This is a genomic window from Xanthomonas citri pv. citri, from assembly GCF_000961215.1.
GTDB classification, from domain to species: Bacteria; Pseudomonadota; Gammaproteobacteria; order Xanthomonadales; family Xanthomonadaceae; genus Xanthomonas; species Xanthomonas cissicola.
On sequence record NZ_CP008998.1, the window covers coordinates 4013004 to 4027009 of the forward strand.

The window sequence follows — 14006 nt, forward strand, 5'->3', positions numbered from 1 at the left end:
TGCAGGTCTTGCGCGCTTGCCATGCCGCGCCGAATCGATAACGCTGCGCAGCCACCGCACGAGCACGCACATGTCGCCCTCACCTCCATCGCTGCTGTTGCTGGATTTCGACGGCGTACTTGCTCACTACGCGCGGCCACGGCGCATGGCCGCTCTTGCAGCAGCGGCGAGTTGCTCACCGCAGCGCGTGCATGAGGTGTTGTTCGCGCAGGGTCTGGAGCGCGCCTACGATGCTGGTGCGATCGACACGCAGGCGTATCTGGCGCAGTTGAGCGAAGGGCTGGGGCAGCCGATCGATCGCGCTACCTGGGTCGATGCGCGCGTGGCGGCCTGCCGCGCCGACCCGTCGGTGGTGACACAGGTGCTGGCGGTATCGACGACTACGGCGGTGGCGGTGCTCACCAATAATGGCCCGCTGATGGCAGAAGCGATCGAGCGGATCGTGCCATCGCTATTTCCGTTGTTGCGGGGCCGCGTGCTGTGCAGCGGTGCACTGGGCGGCCGCAAACCGGATGTGCCGGTCTATCAGCGCGCGCTTGCGCAACTTGAGCAACGCGCCGAGCGCACGTTGTTTGTCGACGACCTGTTCGTCAACGTGCGTGGCGCACGCGCGGCCGGCCTGCACGCCGACACCGTGCGCGACGCCCGCGCGTTGCGGCGAGTGCTGAAGCGATACGGACTTGCATGAAACCAGGCCCCTCTCCCGTCGGGAGAGGGGTTGGGGGTGAGGGTACGGCGGAAGACAGCCATCCCATCCAGGCAATTAAAAGACCGGGCACTGCGTCAGCGCGCTACATGCCGCACACCACGCATCTCCCCCCCTTCTAGCCAGCATAGTGCCGGCCAGAGGGCGCGCAAGCACCGCCGGACATCACGGCTGCGCGACATACTCGGCAGTGGCCAGACGCAAGCGCGCCAGACCATCGGCCAGTTCGGCATCGGTCAGATTCAGTGCCGGCACGAAGCGCAACACATCCGGGCCGGCCTGCAGCAGCAGCAGGCCATGCTTGGCCGCCAGATCCAGGATCGCCCCCGCCTGCCCGGCGTGTTCCGGGGCCAGCACCGCGCCCAGCATCAAGCCACGCCCACGAATCTGCGCAAACAGGCCGAACTCGGCGTTGAGCGCCTCCAGACCTGCGCGCAATGCCGCAGATTGCCGCACCACGTTGTCGGCGATCTGCGGCGAGGCCAGCTTGCGCAGCGCCACGCGCGCCACTGCCGCGGCCAGCGGGTTGCCGCCGAAGGTGGTGCCGTGCGCGCCGAACTGCATGGTCTGCGCCACCTTGGGCCCGGCCAGCATCGCACCGATCGGGAAACCGCCGCCCAAGGCCTTGGCCAGGGTCACGATGTCCGGCGTCACCTGTTCCTGCCAATGCGCGAACAGCGTGCCGGTGCGGCCCATGCCGCATTGGATTTCGTCCAGCACCAGCAACGCATCGTGCTGGTCGCACAGCGCGCGCACGCGGCTCAGGAAACCCGGCGCGGCCGGCATCACGCCACCCTCGCCCTGGATCGGCTCGACCATCACTGCGGCCACATCGCCGCCGGCCATCGCCGCTTCCAGCGCCGCGACGTCGTTGAAATCCACATAGCGAAATCCACCCGGCAGCGGCTCGTAGCCTTCCTGGTACTTGGGCTGCGCGGTGGCGGTGACCGATGCCAGCGTGCGGCCATGGAAACTGCCGCGGAAGGTGACGATGACGCGCTTGTCGGCCGGACGGCCCTGGCTGCTGGCCCACTTGCGCACCAGCTTGATCGCCGCCTCGTTGGCCTCGGTGCCGGAATTGCACAGGAACACCTTGTGCGCGAAACGCGAGGCGCTCACCAATTCTTCGGCCAGTTTCAGCGGCGGCGCGCTGAAAAACACGTTACTGGTGTGCCACAGCTTGCCGGCCTGCTCGGTGAGCGCAGCCACCAGATCGGGATCGTTATGGCCGAGCCCGCTCACCGCGATGCCCGACGACAGATCCAGATACTCACGCCCCGCATCGTCCCACACGCGGCTGCCCTGGCCGCGCTCCAGCACCACCTGGCGCGGGCGATACACCGGCAGGTAGTAGTGCGCGAGTGACAGGGGCGAATCGGCAGCGGTGCTCATGAGGATGGGTCGCAGAAGCGGAGGGAGAAGCGGCATTCTCGCGCATTCGCCGGCCTGCGGCACAATGCGCGCATGCGCCCCTTCTCCGATCCGCAACTCACTGCCGCCACCGACGATGGCTGGCGCCGGCAGTGGTTCGACATCATCTACCGCCACGACACCCGCCCCTCGCGCAATTTCGACCTGATGCTGGTGGTCGCGATCCTGGCGAGCGTGGTGGTGATCATGATCGACAGCGTGCCGCGCATCCATTCGCATGCCGCGGACTGGCTGGTGCCGCTGGAATGGGCGTTCACGGTGATCTTCACCATCGAATACGCGCTGCGTCTGTCCGTGGTGCGGCGCCCGCTGCATTACGCGCTCAGCGTGTGGGGCGTGATCGATTTGCTGTCGATCCTGCCCAGCTATCTCTCGTTCTTCGTGCCCGGCGCGCAGACGCTGTTGGTGGTGCGCGTACTGCGCATCCTGCGGCTGTTCCGCATTCTCAAGCTCACCCGCTACATCGAAGAAAGCGGGCAATTGCTGGATGCGCTGTGGCGTAGCCGTCGCAAGGTATTGGTGTTCCTGTTCACCGTGCTCACCATCACCGTGATCGCCGGCGCCACGATGTACATCATCGAAGGCCCGCAGCACGGCTTCACCAGCATCCCCACCAGCATGTACTGGGCGATCGTCACCATGGCCACGGTGGGCTTCGGCGATCTGGTGCCGCAGACCACACTTGGGCGCTTCGTCACCTCGGCACTGATCCTGATCGGCTACAGCATCATCGCCGTGCCCACCGGCATCTATACCGCCGAACTGGCCAGCTCATTGCGCGAAGGTGGCCACACCGGCAAACGCGATGCGCGCAACTGCGCGCGCTGCGGGCTGGAAGGCCACGCGGTCGACGCACGTTATTGCCGGCAATGCGCCGAGCCACTGCCGGAGCTAGGTAACGGCTGAGGCACTGGAGCAGCCAACACCACGGCGCCGCCGCCAGGCGGACGCGGCCGTTGCTCGGTAGCGCGTGTGCCACGCGTACACTGCGGTTCCAGCATGCCGTCCACGCTCACGACAACTGTTCGCCTTGTGGTTAACCGCTCTCAGTCCAGAAACAGATCCGGCAACAGCGCGCGCGATGGATCCATCGCATAGCCGCGCAAATCGGTGACGCCGGCCTGGGCCAAGACCTCATCATCGATCAGGAACTGCCCGTAAAACCCGGCCGCGGCGCGCGTCAGCACCGCATGCGCGGCGTCGGCCATGATCTCCGGCCGACGGCAGGCCGCGGCGTCCACGCCGGCAAGCATGTTGATGGCGTCAGTGGCAATGACGGTACGCGGCCACAATGCATTGATCGCTACGCCTTGCGGGCCGAATTCCGCCGCCAGCCCCAGGGTGACCAGACTCATGCCCATCTTGGCCAGCGTGTAGCCGGTGTGCGCGCCCCACCAAGCGGGGTTCAACGACGGCGGCGGGGCCAAGGTGAGAATGTGCGGATTGGCCGCCTGCAGCAGATGCGGCAGGCACGCCTGCGCGCACAGAAAACTGCCGCGCGCGTTGACCTGCTGCATCAGATCGAAGCGCTTCATCGGTGTGTCGAGCGCGCCGCGCAACCAGATCGCACTGGCGTTGTTGACCAGAATGTCGATCCCGCCGAACGCATCGACCGTTGCCGCCACTGCCGCACGCACCTGATCTTCTTCGCGGATGTCGCACTTGAGCGCCAGCGCCTGCCCACCGGCCGCAGTCACCGCCGTGGCCGCGCTATGGATGGTGCCAGGCAATTTGGGATTGGCCACCGCCGACTTGGCCGCAATCGCCACATTCGCCCCATCGCACGCCGCCCGCAGCGCAATCGCCAAGCCAATCCCGCGCGAGGCACCGGTGATGAACAGGGTTTTGCCGGATAACGTCATGGGAATCGGGAATCGGGAATCGGGAATGGCAAAAGCTTAGCGCCTCAACCGTTCCGCAGGCGCCGAACGAACAGCTCGCACGGTGCGCTCTTCGATTCCCCATTCCCGATTCCCAATTCCCGGCCTTTCAGGGCTTCGGCCCCTGCCCTTCGTTGTCTTCCCAGTGCAGCACGCGGCGGGTCACGAAGCGGTAGACCGGTTTGCCGGTGGCAAACCACAGCTCGCGGACCCAGGAGGTGCGCTTGAGCACGCGGCGTTCCACCGGGGTCAGTGCGGCCGGGCAGTACATGCGCTTGTGCTTGAGCAGGTGGCGCAGATCCTCGCGGGCAAGCAGACGCATCCAGCGCGCGCGCGGGTTGCCGCGCACCGCCAGCTGGAAATCGATCACCGCCGGGCTGCCGTCCTCCTGCACCAGCCAGTTGGCTTCCTTGGCCAGATCGTTGTGCGCCACGCCGCGGCGATGCAGCTGCTGCAGCAGCCTGCGCGCGCTGCGGAAGTAGGCCAGATCACCGCGCGGCGGACGCTGGTACATCGCAGCGCCGTCCAGATAGCTGCGATCCAGGTGCCGCCCGTCCCAGTGCAGCAGGCGCGGTGTGCGCGGCACGTCATCCAGTTGGCGCAAGGCCAGCGCCTCGCGCCGTGCCAGCCACCAGGCCACGCCGCGCAACAGCCACGGCGCCACGCCAACATCGCGACGCACGAACAAGCGTTCGCCATCGCGGACCAACAGAATGCGCCCGAACGTATCGGACTTCAGCGGCAGATTGGCTGCAGGGTCGTGACTCATCCCCCATTGTAGGCGGCAGGCCTGTCTCGCTGCGCGCATCTGTGGCATTAGCGCGTGCGGCAGCTGCATGGCCGCAACCTCAGGTGAAGCCAATCCCCCGATGTGAGGACGATGCAGGTCAGGCGCCGCCGCGCCCACCTATAATTCAGGTATGAACTCATGGATCGACGCCACGCTGGAGTGGATCGGACACCACCCCACCTTGGCTGGCGTGGTGATCTTTGGCATCGCATTTTGTGATGCGGTCATCGTGCTGGGCGCCATCGTGCCTGCGTTGCCGTTGCTGTTCGCCATTGGCGTGCTCATCGGGCTCGGGCAGATCAACGGCCCCTATGCGGTGGCGTGCGCCACCCTGGGCGCCTTCGTTGGCGATGCGTTGAGCTTCTGGGTCGGCCATCGCTGGGGCCATCAGCTGCACACCTACTGGCCATTCCGGCGTTACCCGCAACTGCTGGAGCGCGGCGAGCTGCTGTTCCGACGCAATGCCTTCAAAAGCATCCTGATTGCGCGCTACGTGGGTGCAGTGCGCCCGTTCGTACCGGCGATTGCCGGCATGTCGCGCATGCCGTTCAAACGGTATCTGGTCGCCAGCGGCCTGGCCTGCGTGTCGTGGGCGTTGTTGTTCCTGGTGCCCGGCTGGGTGCTGGGCACGGCCTACGACGCAGTGGCCGCGGTGGCCGGGCGGCTATTTGTGGTGGTTGCATTGCTGGCGGCCGTGATCGGGCTTGCCTGGGCGGTCGTGCTGTATTCGTACCGCTGGTCGGCCGGCCATCTGGATGCCTTGCTGGCACGTCTGCTGGAGTGGTCGCACCGGCACCCGGTCCTGGGGAATTGGTCGGTCGGCGTATTCGACCCGCGCCGTCGCGAATCGGTGCCGCTGGCCATGATGGCCTTGATGCTCTTGCTGCTCGGCTGGGGCTGGTTCGTGCTGCTGATGGTGGTGCTGGCGCACGGCGAGCCATTGCGCGTGGACCTGGCCGTGCACGACCTGATGCTGGCGCTGCGTAACCCATTGGCCGACTACCCGATGGTGGCGCTGGCCTCATTGGGCGACTGGCAGGTGCTGTTGCCGGCCATCGCCGCCGCGATGGGCTATCTGGCCTGGCGTCGCCGCTGGATGGCCGTGGCCCATTGGGTGATCGCGCTGGCCTTCGGCCTGGCGCTCACCCAGCTGCTTGGCGCCACCGTGCAGGTGGTGCGCCCGCCTGCGGCCAGCAGCGGTTTCGGCTTTCCATCGGTTGCGGTCACCATGGCCACGATCGCCTTCGGCTTTTTCGCGCTGTTGATCGCGCGCGAGTTGCCTGGCCGCCGCCGCGTGTGGCCGTATCTGGTCAGCGGCGCCATCGTCTCGCTGATCGGTTTTGCACGTTTGTATCTCGGTGCGCACTGGCTCAGCGACGTCGTCGGCGGCATGTTGTTCGGCATCTTCTGGCTGCTGGTGCTGGGCATTGCCTACCGCCGCCGTGCCACCCGCGCGTTCTGGGTCAAGCCGGTGTCGTGGATCTTCTATGGGGTGTTCGTGAGTTGTGCCATTTATTTTGCGCCGCGCAACCTCGACATCAAGCTGGCCAAGTTCGAACCGCCTCCGCCGGCATTGATGAAGTTGCCCGCACACGAGTGGTGGGAAGAGCAATGGCGCCTGCTGCCGGCACGCCGTAACGAATTCGACGACGATCAGCGTTGGCCGCTGGACGTCCAGTTGGCCGGCCCGCTCGCCCCGTTGCAGCGCCAGCTCCAGGCGCGCGGCTGGCGGGTCCAGCCCCAGGCGGGCTGGGAACAGGCGCTGCACCTGCTCGATGTCAGCGGCCGCCCCGACGAAGTACCGATTCTGCCGGCCACGCTGGAGACGCAGGTCGAAGCCCTGTTGATGGTGCGCCACGCCGCGCCTGGCCACGTGCATGTGCTGCGCCTGTGGCCGGCGGCTGCGCGCCTGCAGCCGGATGCACAACCGCTGTGGGTGGGCAGCACCCAGACCTTGCGCTACAGCCGCCACTTCAGCCTGATCGGCCTGTGGTACCCGCTGCGCGGCGTCGATCCTGCACTGAGCGCATTGCGCGAGGCACTCGGCCCGCTGCCCCATCGCATGGAACAGCGTCGTCGCTCGCAGGTGCCGGTGATCCTGATCGACAGCACCTCGGGCAGTGCGGTGCGTGGCGAGGACAAACACAACGCTGTGCCGCGGACGGACACCGCTGCGTTCGATCCTGCTGCATCGGGTCCGCCGCAACAACGCCGTTGATCGATCGGGCAATAGGCGATTGGCCGGCGATCGCGCGATGGGTCGAGATGGGGTGTCAGCAACAGCTATTGAACCCTGTCTCGATGGTGACGTGCTGGCGCCGTCCAGAGGCTGCTGAATTGACAGGGTGAACGCTTCGTTGGTCGAGCGCGCGGCGCCCTCGCCGCTTGCGGGACCGTTGGCGGCATGGATGCAGCCATCGAGCCCCATGGACGGGTTCACGGCGTGTCCCGCAAGCGGCGAGGGCATCGCACCAACTTTTGTCGGTGATCTACCGACGAGCAGAGAACACTGCGTCGCCTGGTTACTTGCGTCGCATGGTTTGCTATCGCTTGAACACTCTGCGCACCGACCAACTGGACTGGTCCTTGCCGCTCACCGTCGCGGGACCTTGTAAGAGCTTACAAGGACGTACTTGCAGCGTGTCCCGCGATGGTGGGTGGGCAAGGGCCCTGCAGAAAACTCGCAGTTGGCCGCGCCACAACTGCTTGCACCGTTCAATCGCCTCTCAAGGCGAACGATAAGAATGCGAATCAGCGCAGTTCGGCGATGCAAAGGCCGCATTGGCCTAGCACGCGATACCTCACCACAACACGCCATCCACCGGCTGCATCGGCTCCGGCGCTTGCTCACCAATGGCCTGCAGCGCATCGATCTCCACCGTGCGGCACATCGTGTCCAGCGGCAGGTCGTGGATGGTGTTGGCGAATGGGTCCACTAGCTCATCGCCGATCTTCAACACCGCCAGAAACATCAACCCGGCCAAGGTCGAACCGACCGGTGTGGCGTATTGCAGCGTCTCCACCAGACCGATCGGCAACAGCACGCAGAACAGCCGCGTAAACAGGTTCGGATAGAAGCGGTATTGGTACGGCAACGGCGTATTCTTCAGGCGTTCCATGCCGCCCTGTGCGTTGGCGATATCCACCAGGATGCGTTCCACGCTGGCCTGCTGGATGCTGTCGATCCAGCCAGCGCGCCGCGCCTGCTCCACGCTGCGTCCGGTGATGTCGAGCAAGCCGTTGGCCACATTGGTGCGCACCACCACCGCCGCCGCTTCGTCGGCGTCCACATGCGGGGACAACGCCATCGCCACCGGCAACCGGCGCAGTTGGCAGCGCAGCGCGTTGACGTAGGCAATCTGGCGCAGCGCAATGGTGCGCCCAAGATCGCCGGCCTCCGGTGCAGACAGGATACTGACGCTCAAGCGCACCAGATTACGCGAGGCATTGATCATCTGGCCCCACAGCACCCGCCCCTCCCACCAGCGTTGGTAGGTTGAATTGGCGCGAAAGCCTAGGAACAACGCCAGCGCAGAACCAAAGATGGTCAGCGGCAATGCCGGCGCACGGAACGGCAGCACGTAGTAAATGATGGTGATCAACACATCCCATACGAACAACACCGCCAGGGTCCGCCAGACCTGGCTGATCACATCTGCCACACGCGGCTTTACATCGACAATCAAAGGCACACCCCATCAAAAGAAACGAGTGACGCCATCGCGCGCATCCAGTGCATGGATGCGGTCGGTAGCGCACTCAAGCGTGCGCAGTGTGCCGTTGCCACGGTGCAAGCACGGTGATGGGGCCGATCGAAACCATTGCCCTACGCGACCGGAGTGATGGAAAGGGCGTAGCGAGCGGCCATCAGTGGGTGTGCAAGGCGTGCGGGAACACAGTGCACACGCGGCACATGAAAGTTCGGAGCGTTGCCCGCACCCGTGTAGCGGGCGCAGCCGGTTTATCTGCAGCTCTTAAGGCATCCAGGCCAGCAATTGATCCAGCCGCCGATGCGGATCGTCCTGCTGCAGCAGCGACAGCCGTTGCTGCTCGGTCAGCGGCAACAGCTCGGCCAACCGCCAGCCCACCCAGGCGGCTTGATCCAGCAAACCCGGCCCCACCGAAGCGAATTCGCCCCCCACCTGTTCGAGCATCCGCTCGAGCACCGTGGCCAGCAGACTGTGTTCGGGGCGCAATTCGTCGTCGCTGTCGGGCTCGCACCAGCTCACCTGGCCGACGACCAGACCGTTGTCGCGGATACGCGAACGCTGCACATGGAAGCGGCGCGTACCGCGCAAGCGCAGCACCAGCACGCCGTCGGCCCCGACATCGAAATCTTCGATACGCACCTCGGTGCCGAAGGCAGCCGGTGTCGCCGGCGCGCCTACCTCGGCGCCATCCAGGATCAGGCACACGCCAAAGCTGCTACCGGTGCGGCCGCTCTCGCGCACCAGGTCCAGATAGCGGCGCTCGAACACGCGCAAGCCCATTGCCGCACCGGGCAGCAACACGCTGTGCAACGGAAACAGCGGCAAGGTGCTGGTCTCGCCGGTAGCCATGAGCGGCACCATCAGGACAACTGCGCCAGGAAGCGACGCGGCGCACCATCGAAGCCGCCATTGGACATGAACACCACATGGTCGCCGGGCCGGGCAATCTCGCCCAGCGTGTGCAGCAAGGCATCCACGTCCTGCACCACGCGTGCCTCGCCGCGCACCTGCGCAATGATGGGTGCGGCGTCCCAGGCCAGTTCCGGCCGATGTAAAAACACCACTGCATCGGCATCGTGCAACGACGGCGCCAGTGCCTGCGCATGCGCGCCCAGCCGCATCGAATTGCTGCGCGGCTCCATTGCCACCACAACACGCGCCGCCCCGACCTTCGCACGCAAGCCCTGCAACGTGGTCGCGATGGCGGTGGGATGGTGCGCGAAGTCGTCGTACACGGTGATGTCGCGCGCGTTGCCAATGACTTCCAGCCGCCGCTTGACGCTCTGGAACTGCGCCAGTGCCGGCATCACCGTCGCCGGATCCACACCCACCGCCTGCACCGCCGCCAGCGCCGCCAACCCGTTCAGGACGTTGTGCCGCCCAACCAGCGGCCACTGCACCTGGCCAATTTCCACGCCACGATGCAGCACCGCAAATGCGCTGCCATCGGCCGCGATCAAACGCGCACTCCAGTCCAGCGACGCCTCGAAGCCGAACCGCTCCACCGGCGTCCAGCATCCCATCGCCAGCACCTCGGCCAGGTGCGCGTCTTCGCCGTTGACGATCAGGCGACCGCGCGCGGGCACCGTGCGCACCAGATGGTGAAACTGGCGCTGGATGGCGGCCACGTCCGGGAAGATGTCGGCGTGGTCGTATTCCAGGTTATTGAGGATCGCCACCAATGGCCGGTAGTGCACGAACTTGCTGCGCTTGTCGAAAAACGCGGTGTCGTATTCGTCGGCTTCCACCACGAATTCGCGCCCCTGGCCCAGTCGCGCCGACACGCCGAAATCTTCGGCCACGCCACCGATCAGAAACCCCGGCGCGCGCCCGGCCGCCTCCAGCAGGTAGCTCAGGATGGTGGTGGTGGTGGTCTTGCCATGGGTGCCGGCGACCGCCAGCGTGTCGCGGCCCGGCAGCACCTGCTCGGCCAGCCACTGCGCGCCGGAGGTGTACCGGCGGCCGGCATCCAGCACCGCCTCCACCGCCGGATTGCGGCGCGACAGGGCATTACCGACAACCACCTCGGTCGCGTCCAGAGAAATATTGGACGGCGCGTATCCCTGTGCCAGCGCAATGCCCAGCGTTTCCAGTTGTGTGGACATCGGCGGATAGATGGCCTGGTCGCTGCCTTCCACCTGCCAGCCCAGCTCACGCGCCAGGGCGGCCACACCGCCCATGAAAGTTCCGGCGATGCCGAGAATGTGGAGTTTGCTCATGCCGCCTATTGTCGCCGATCGCCGCAGTTGCCGGACATTCCGATCCAACGCAAGCCCAGGTGTCGGGGATTTCCTACCGTACTGTCGGGAATTTCCCGATGTGCGAACCCGGTCACATCGCTCACTATGCTGAACGCCAGTCGCAGTATCCCTTTGGTCCTACTCCCCAAGAGGCCAAATCCCCAGGGAGCTCATGCTGTCGGGGCTCTGAGCAAGCCTACTACTGGCGTTATTCTGCCCCGGGCGTCTTGTACGTCCGGGGTTTTTCTTTTGGGTAACGTTGTCCGGGCGATCACGGCGAGAAAGCAGCGCGACCAGAGGCCGCGCATGGCCGAGACCGTGCCTTGCGCCGGGCGTCCCCTACCGACTCAGCGCCCGAGCGCCTTGCTGATGCGCTCCAGCACTTCGTCCAGCGAACCCACGCCATCCACGCGCGCCAACTTGCCGCGCTGCTCGTAGAAGCCGATCACCGGTGCAGTTGAATCGGTGTAGACCTGCAGACGCTTGCGGACCGATTCCGGGTTGTCGTCTTCGCGGCCTTCGGCCTTGGCACGACCGGCGATGCGCTCGACCAGCAACTCGCTGGCCACATCCAGCTGCACCACGGCATCCAGCGGCTGACCGATCTTGCCGAGCAGTTCGTCCAGCGCATTGGCCTGGGCCACGTTGCGCGGGTAGCCATCCAGGATGAAACCCTTGGCCACATCGGCCTGGCCAAGGCGCGCCTCGAGCATGCCGAGCAGGATGTCGTCGGACACCAGGTCGCCGCGTGCCATCACTTCCTTGGCCTTCAATCCCAGCGGCGAGCCAGCGGCCACTTCGGCGCGCAACAGGTCGCCGGTGGAAATATGCGGAATATCAAACGTGTCTTTGAGACGTGTCGCCTGGGTGCCCTTGCCCGAACCGGGCGGTCCCAACAGAACCAATCGCATCAGTGGACTCCACTTTCGAATAAAAACGCGTTGCGGTGGGCGGCGTTAGACTCACGTCTTCGCCGGCGCTGACCGTATGGCCGTGCAGCTTACCGCATCCGGGGAATGTCCCGGCACTGTCCCCCTGCGCCATGTTCCCATGTGAGGAGTCTGTCCCCCTATGACCACTGGCAACCTGCTCTATGCCCAATCCGGCGGCGTCACCGCCGTCATCAATGCCACTGCCGCCGGCGTCATCGCCGAAGCGCGCGCACGCAAGATCAAGGTACTGGCTGCGCGCAATGGCATCCTGGGCGCCTTGCGCGAGGAGTTGATCGATACCTCCAAGGAATCCGCTGCAGCCATTGCCGCATTGGCGCAGACCCCCGGCGGCGCTTTCGGCTCGTGCCGCTACAAGCTCAAATCGCTGGAGGAAGACAGCGCCAAGTACGAACGTCTGCTCGACGTGCTGCGCGCGCACGACGTGCGCTGGTTCCTCTACAACGGCGGCAACGACTCGGCCGACACCGCGTGGAAGGTCTCGCAACTCGCAAAGGCCTATGGTTACCCGCTGCACTGCATCGGCGTGCCAAAGACCATCGACAACGATCTGGCGGCGACCGACACCTGCCCTGGCTTCGGCTCGGCGGCCAAGTACACCGTCGTCTCGGTACGCGAGGCCGCACTGGATGTCGCCGCCATGGCCGACACCTCCACCAAGGTCTTCATCTATGAGGCGATGGGCCGCCATGCCGGTTGGCTGGCCGCAGCGGCAGGCCTGGCCGGGCAAGGCCCGGACGACGCCCCGCAGATCATCCTGCTACCCGAACGCGCCTACGACCAGGCTGCATTCCTGGCCAAGGTGAAACAGGTGGTGGAGAAGGTCGGCTGGTGCGTGGTGGTGGCCAGCGAGGGCATCCAGGACGCACACGGCAAGTTCGTCGCCGATGCCGGTGGCGCGGCCGACTCGTTCGGCCATGCACAGCTCGGCGGCGTGGCCTCGTTCCTGGCCGCACAGGTCAAGCAGGAACTCGGCTACAAGGTGCACTGGACGTTGCCGGATTACCTGCAGCGCTCCGCACGCCACCTCGCATCCAAGACGGACTGGGAACAGGCGCAAGCGGTCGGCAAGGCCGCCGTGCAATACGCGATCAAAGGCATGAACGCGGTGATCCCGGTGATCGAACGCGTCAGCGACGCACCCTACCGCTGGAAGATCGTGCCCGCCCCCCTGCACAAGGTGGCCAATCACGAAAAGAAGATGCCGCCCAGCTTCCTGCGCAAGGACGGCTTCGGCATCACCGAACGCGCCCGCCGCTACTTCGCCCCGTTGATCAAGGGCGAAGCCGCGCTGGCCTACGGCAGCGATGGCTTGCCGAAGTATGTGAGTTTGAAGAATGTCGCGGTGGCGAAGAAATTGCCAGCTTGGGAGGGGTGAGATCGGCGCCGCGTGGGATGCACAGCGATGTTCAACTCTCCGCTGAGGCGGCGGCACATCGGGCGACTCATGCGCGTGGGTTGCGCCCTAACGAAAGGTGGCGCTGAGGGCGTAGGTCAATACGACAGGTTTATGAAAGCGCGTTGTCTTGGCGACTGTCGAAGCAATTGATACACCGGTGCATGCACTGAAAGCGAACCCCGGCCTGGCCGGGGTTCGTCGTTACGGATGCAGAGCAAAGTCTCGACTTACTGACACGCCTTGCCTTCCATCGTCATCTGCGCAGCGAACATCGGTACTTGCGGAATCTTGCCGGCAGCGGCTTGCTGCTTGGCGTCTTCCAGATAGATGCGCGACTGGCCCTGGCCATCGAGTTGTGGCTTTGCGTCGGCCGGCTTGCGCCACACGCGCACGACCGCTTGCTGTGACGGGCACGCTGCGCTTGGTACACGGATCACATCGTTGAAGATCCAGCCCGAGGCGACACTGGGCGCGGCCTTGGCGAAATCCACGAAGCGTGCACGTGGCTGGCAGGTGGGGCTGCTGCGGACCACCGACAATGTATACGGCTGTGCAGCATTTCCGGTAAACACGCCTTCCAGTCGTACGCAGGCTTCCGGGATCTGACGCAAGGTGTGCACGGCACCGACCGCTTGCGCGGTGCCGGGTGCGCGTGGCTTGAGTTCGGGCGTGGGATCGGCCGCAAACGCTTGGCTCGTCAGCAACAGCGTCGCGAGCATCGCGGCATATTTTTGCGCGGTATGGTGTGGCATTTACACTCCTGGTCGACCGAATCACGTTGGCCGCAGGCTGTCACGCCGCAACTGAACGACGCGCCAAAGCCGTCACGCTGGTCGCCACGCAAGCCGCGGCGCATACTCGGTCGCGATCCGGCCACCTGAACATTCGCGACGCGCATTA

Annotated in this window: 12 protein-coding genes and 1 other RNA gene; 5 read left to right on the forward strand and 8 right to left on the reverse strand. The window is 65.4% G+C overall.

The features are described from left to right. Positions 1 to 70: 70 nt before the first annotated feature. Positions 71 to 688: an HAD-IA family hydrolase gene (locus AMD14_RS17760; protein WP_011052270.1), complete on the forward strand. Its 618-nt coding sequence runs from the start codon at positions 71 to 73 to the stop codon at positions 686 to 688. Between the two features lie 183 nt (positions 689 to 871). Here the strand turns inward: AMD14_RS17760 and AMD14_RS17765 are convergent, their stop codons facing one another. Beyond that, on the reverse strand, positions 872 to 2098 hold the full coding sequence (locus tag AMD14_RS17765) for an acetylornithine transaminase (RefSeq protein ID WP_011052271.1): 1227 nt from the start codon (positions 2096 to 2098) through the stop codon (positions 872 to 874). 72 nt (positions 2099 to 2170) lie between these two features. Here AMD14_RS17765 and AMD14_RS17770 point away from each other — a divergent pair, with 72 nt between their 5' ends. After that, positions 2171 to 3043 (forward strand): ion transporter, encoded by an 873-nt coding sequence (locus tag AMD14_RS17770; protein WP_011052272.1) that lies wholly within the window; start codon positions 2171 to 2173, stop codon positions 3041 to 3043. A gap of 64 nt (positions 3044 to 3107) precedes the next feature. Then, positions 3108 to 3179: non-coding RNA, sX9 sRNA (locus AMD14_RS23955), on the forward strand. 4 nt (positions 3180 to 3183) lie between these two features. Here the strand turns inward: AMD14_RS23955 and AMD14_RS17775 are convergent. Both AMD14_RS17775 and AMD14_RS17780 read right to left on the reverse strand, forming a co-directional pair. Next, on the reverse strand, positions 3184 to 3999 hold the full coding sequence (locus tag AMD14_RS17775) for an SDR family oxidoreductase (protein ID WP_011052273.1): 816 nt from the start codon (positions 3997 to 3999) through the stop codon (positions 3184 to 3186). A 127-nt stretch (positions 4000 to 4126) separates the two neighbouring features. Next, on the reverse strand, positions 4127 to 4786 hold the full coding sequence (locus AMD14_RS17780) for a serine/threonine-protein kinase (protein WP_003486076.1): 660 nt from the start codon (positions 4784 to 4786) through the stop codon (positions 4127 to 4129). A 151-nt stretch (positions 4787 to 4937) separates the two neighbouring features. On the opposite strand from AMD14_RS17780, the gene AMD14_RS17785 reads away from it, so the two are divergent. Beyond that, positions 4938 to 7025: a bifunctional DedA family/phosphatase PAP2 family protein gene (locus tag AMD14_RS17785; protein ID WP_015463574.1), complete on the forward strand. Its 2088-nt coding sequence runs from the start codon at positions 4938 to 4940 to the stop codon at positions 7023 to 7025. Positions 7026 to 7608: 583 nt separating this feature from the next. On the opposite strand, the gene AMD14_RS17790 is transcribed toward AMD14_RS17785, so the two are convergent. The 4 genes from AMD14_RS17790 to AMD14_RS17805 all read right to left on the reverse strand — a co-directional run bounded on the left by AMD14_RS17790 (position 7609) and on the right by AMD14_RS17805 (position 11668). Next, complete coding sequence (locus AMD14_RS17790) at positions 7609 to 8493, reverse strand: bestrophin family protein (protein ID WP_015463575.1); 885 nt, start codon at positions 8491 to 8493, stop codon at positions 7609 to 7611. Positions 8494 to 8781: 288 nt separating this feature from the next. Continuing rightward, complete coding sequence (locus tag AMD14_RS17795) at positions 8782 to 9378, reverse strand: LON peptidase substrate-binding domain-containing protein (RefSeq protein ID WP_015463576.1); 597 nt, start codon at positions 9376 to 9378, stop codon at positions 8782 to 8784. After that, positions 9378 to 10745, reverse strand: a complete 1368-nt coding sequence (gene mpl / locus AMD14_RS17800) for a UDP-N-acetylmuramate:L-alanyl-gamma-D-glutamyl-meso-diaminopimelate ligase (RefSeq protein WP_171843863.1) — start codon at positions 10743 to 10745, stop codon at positions 9378 to 9380. The genes AMD14_RS17795 and mpl overlap by 1 nt, the downstream gene beginning before the upstream one ends. A gap of 359 nt (positions 10746 to 11104) precedes the next feature. Beyond that, complete coding sequence (locus AMD14_RS17805) at positions 11105 to 11668, reverse strand: adenylate kinase (protein ID WP_003483308.1); 564 nt, start codon at positions 11666 to 11668, stop codon at positions 11105 to 11107. A gap of 160 nt (positions 11669 to 11828) precedes the next feature. Here AMD14_RS17805 and AMD14_RS17810 point away from each other — a divergent pair, with 160 nt between their 5' ends. After that, positions 11829 to 13085, forward strand: coding sequence for a 6-phosphofructokinase (locus AMD14_RS17810; protein WP_011052278.1), 1257 nt, complete (start codon positions 11829 to 11831; stop codon positions 13083 to 13085). 248 nt (positions 13086 to 13333) lie between these two features. Here AMD14_RS17810 and AMD14_RS17815 read toward each other — a convergent pair whose 3' ends face one another. Further along, the gene (locus AMD14_RS17815; RefSeq protein ID WP_005921697.1) at positions 13334 to 13858 is read right to left on the reverse strand and encodes a hypothetical protein; all 525 of its coding nucleotides are present in this window, start codon (positions 13856 to 13858) and stop codon (positions 13334 to 13336) included. Positions 13859 to 14006 lie beyond the last annotated feature (148 nt).

Excerpts from the sequence above, each read along its gene's own strand:
- AMD14_RS17760 (WP_011052270.1), top strand. The coding sequence starts at position 71 with ATGTCGCCCTCACCTCCATCGCTGCTGTTGCTGGATTTCGACGGCGTA.
- AMD14_RS17765 (WP_011052271.1), bottom strand. The coding sequence starts at position 2,098 with ATGAGCACCGCTGCCGATTCGCCCCTGTCACTCGCGCACTACTACCTG.
- AMD14_RS17770 (WP_011052272.1), top strand. The coding sequence starts at position 2,171 with ATGCGCCCCTTCTCCGATCCGCAACTCACTGCCGCCACCGACGATGGC.
- AMD14_RS17775 (WP_011052273.1), bottom strand. The coding sequence starts at position 3,999 with ATGACGTTATCCGGCAAAACCCTGTTCATCACCGGTGCCTCGCGCGGG.
- AMD14_RS17780 (WP_003486076.1), bottom strand. The coding sequence starts at position 4,786 with ATGAGTCACGACCCTGCAGCCAATCTGCCGCTGAAGTCCGATACGTTC.
- AMD14_RS17785 (WP_015463574.1), top strand. The coding sequence starts at position 4,938 with ATGAACTCATGGATCGACGCCACGCTGGAGTGGATCGGACACCACCCC.
- AMD14_RS17795 (WP_015463576.1), bottom strand. The coding sequence starts at position 9,378 with ATGGTGCCGCTCATGGCTACCGGCGAGACCAGCACCTTGCCGCTGTTT.
- AMD14_RS17805 (WP_003483308.1), bottom strand. The coding sequence starts at position 11,668 with ATGCGATTGGTTCTGTTGGGACCGCCCGGTTCGGGCAAGGGCACCCAG.
- AMD14_RS17810 (WP_011052278.1), top strand. The coding sequence starts at position 11,829 with ATGACCACTGGCAACCTGCTCTATGCCCAATCCGGCGGCGTCACCGCC.
- AMD14_RS17815 (WP_005921697.1), bottom strand. The coding sequence starts at position 13,858 with ATGCCACACCATACCGCGCAAAAATATGCCGCGATGCTCGCGACGCTG.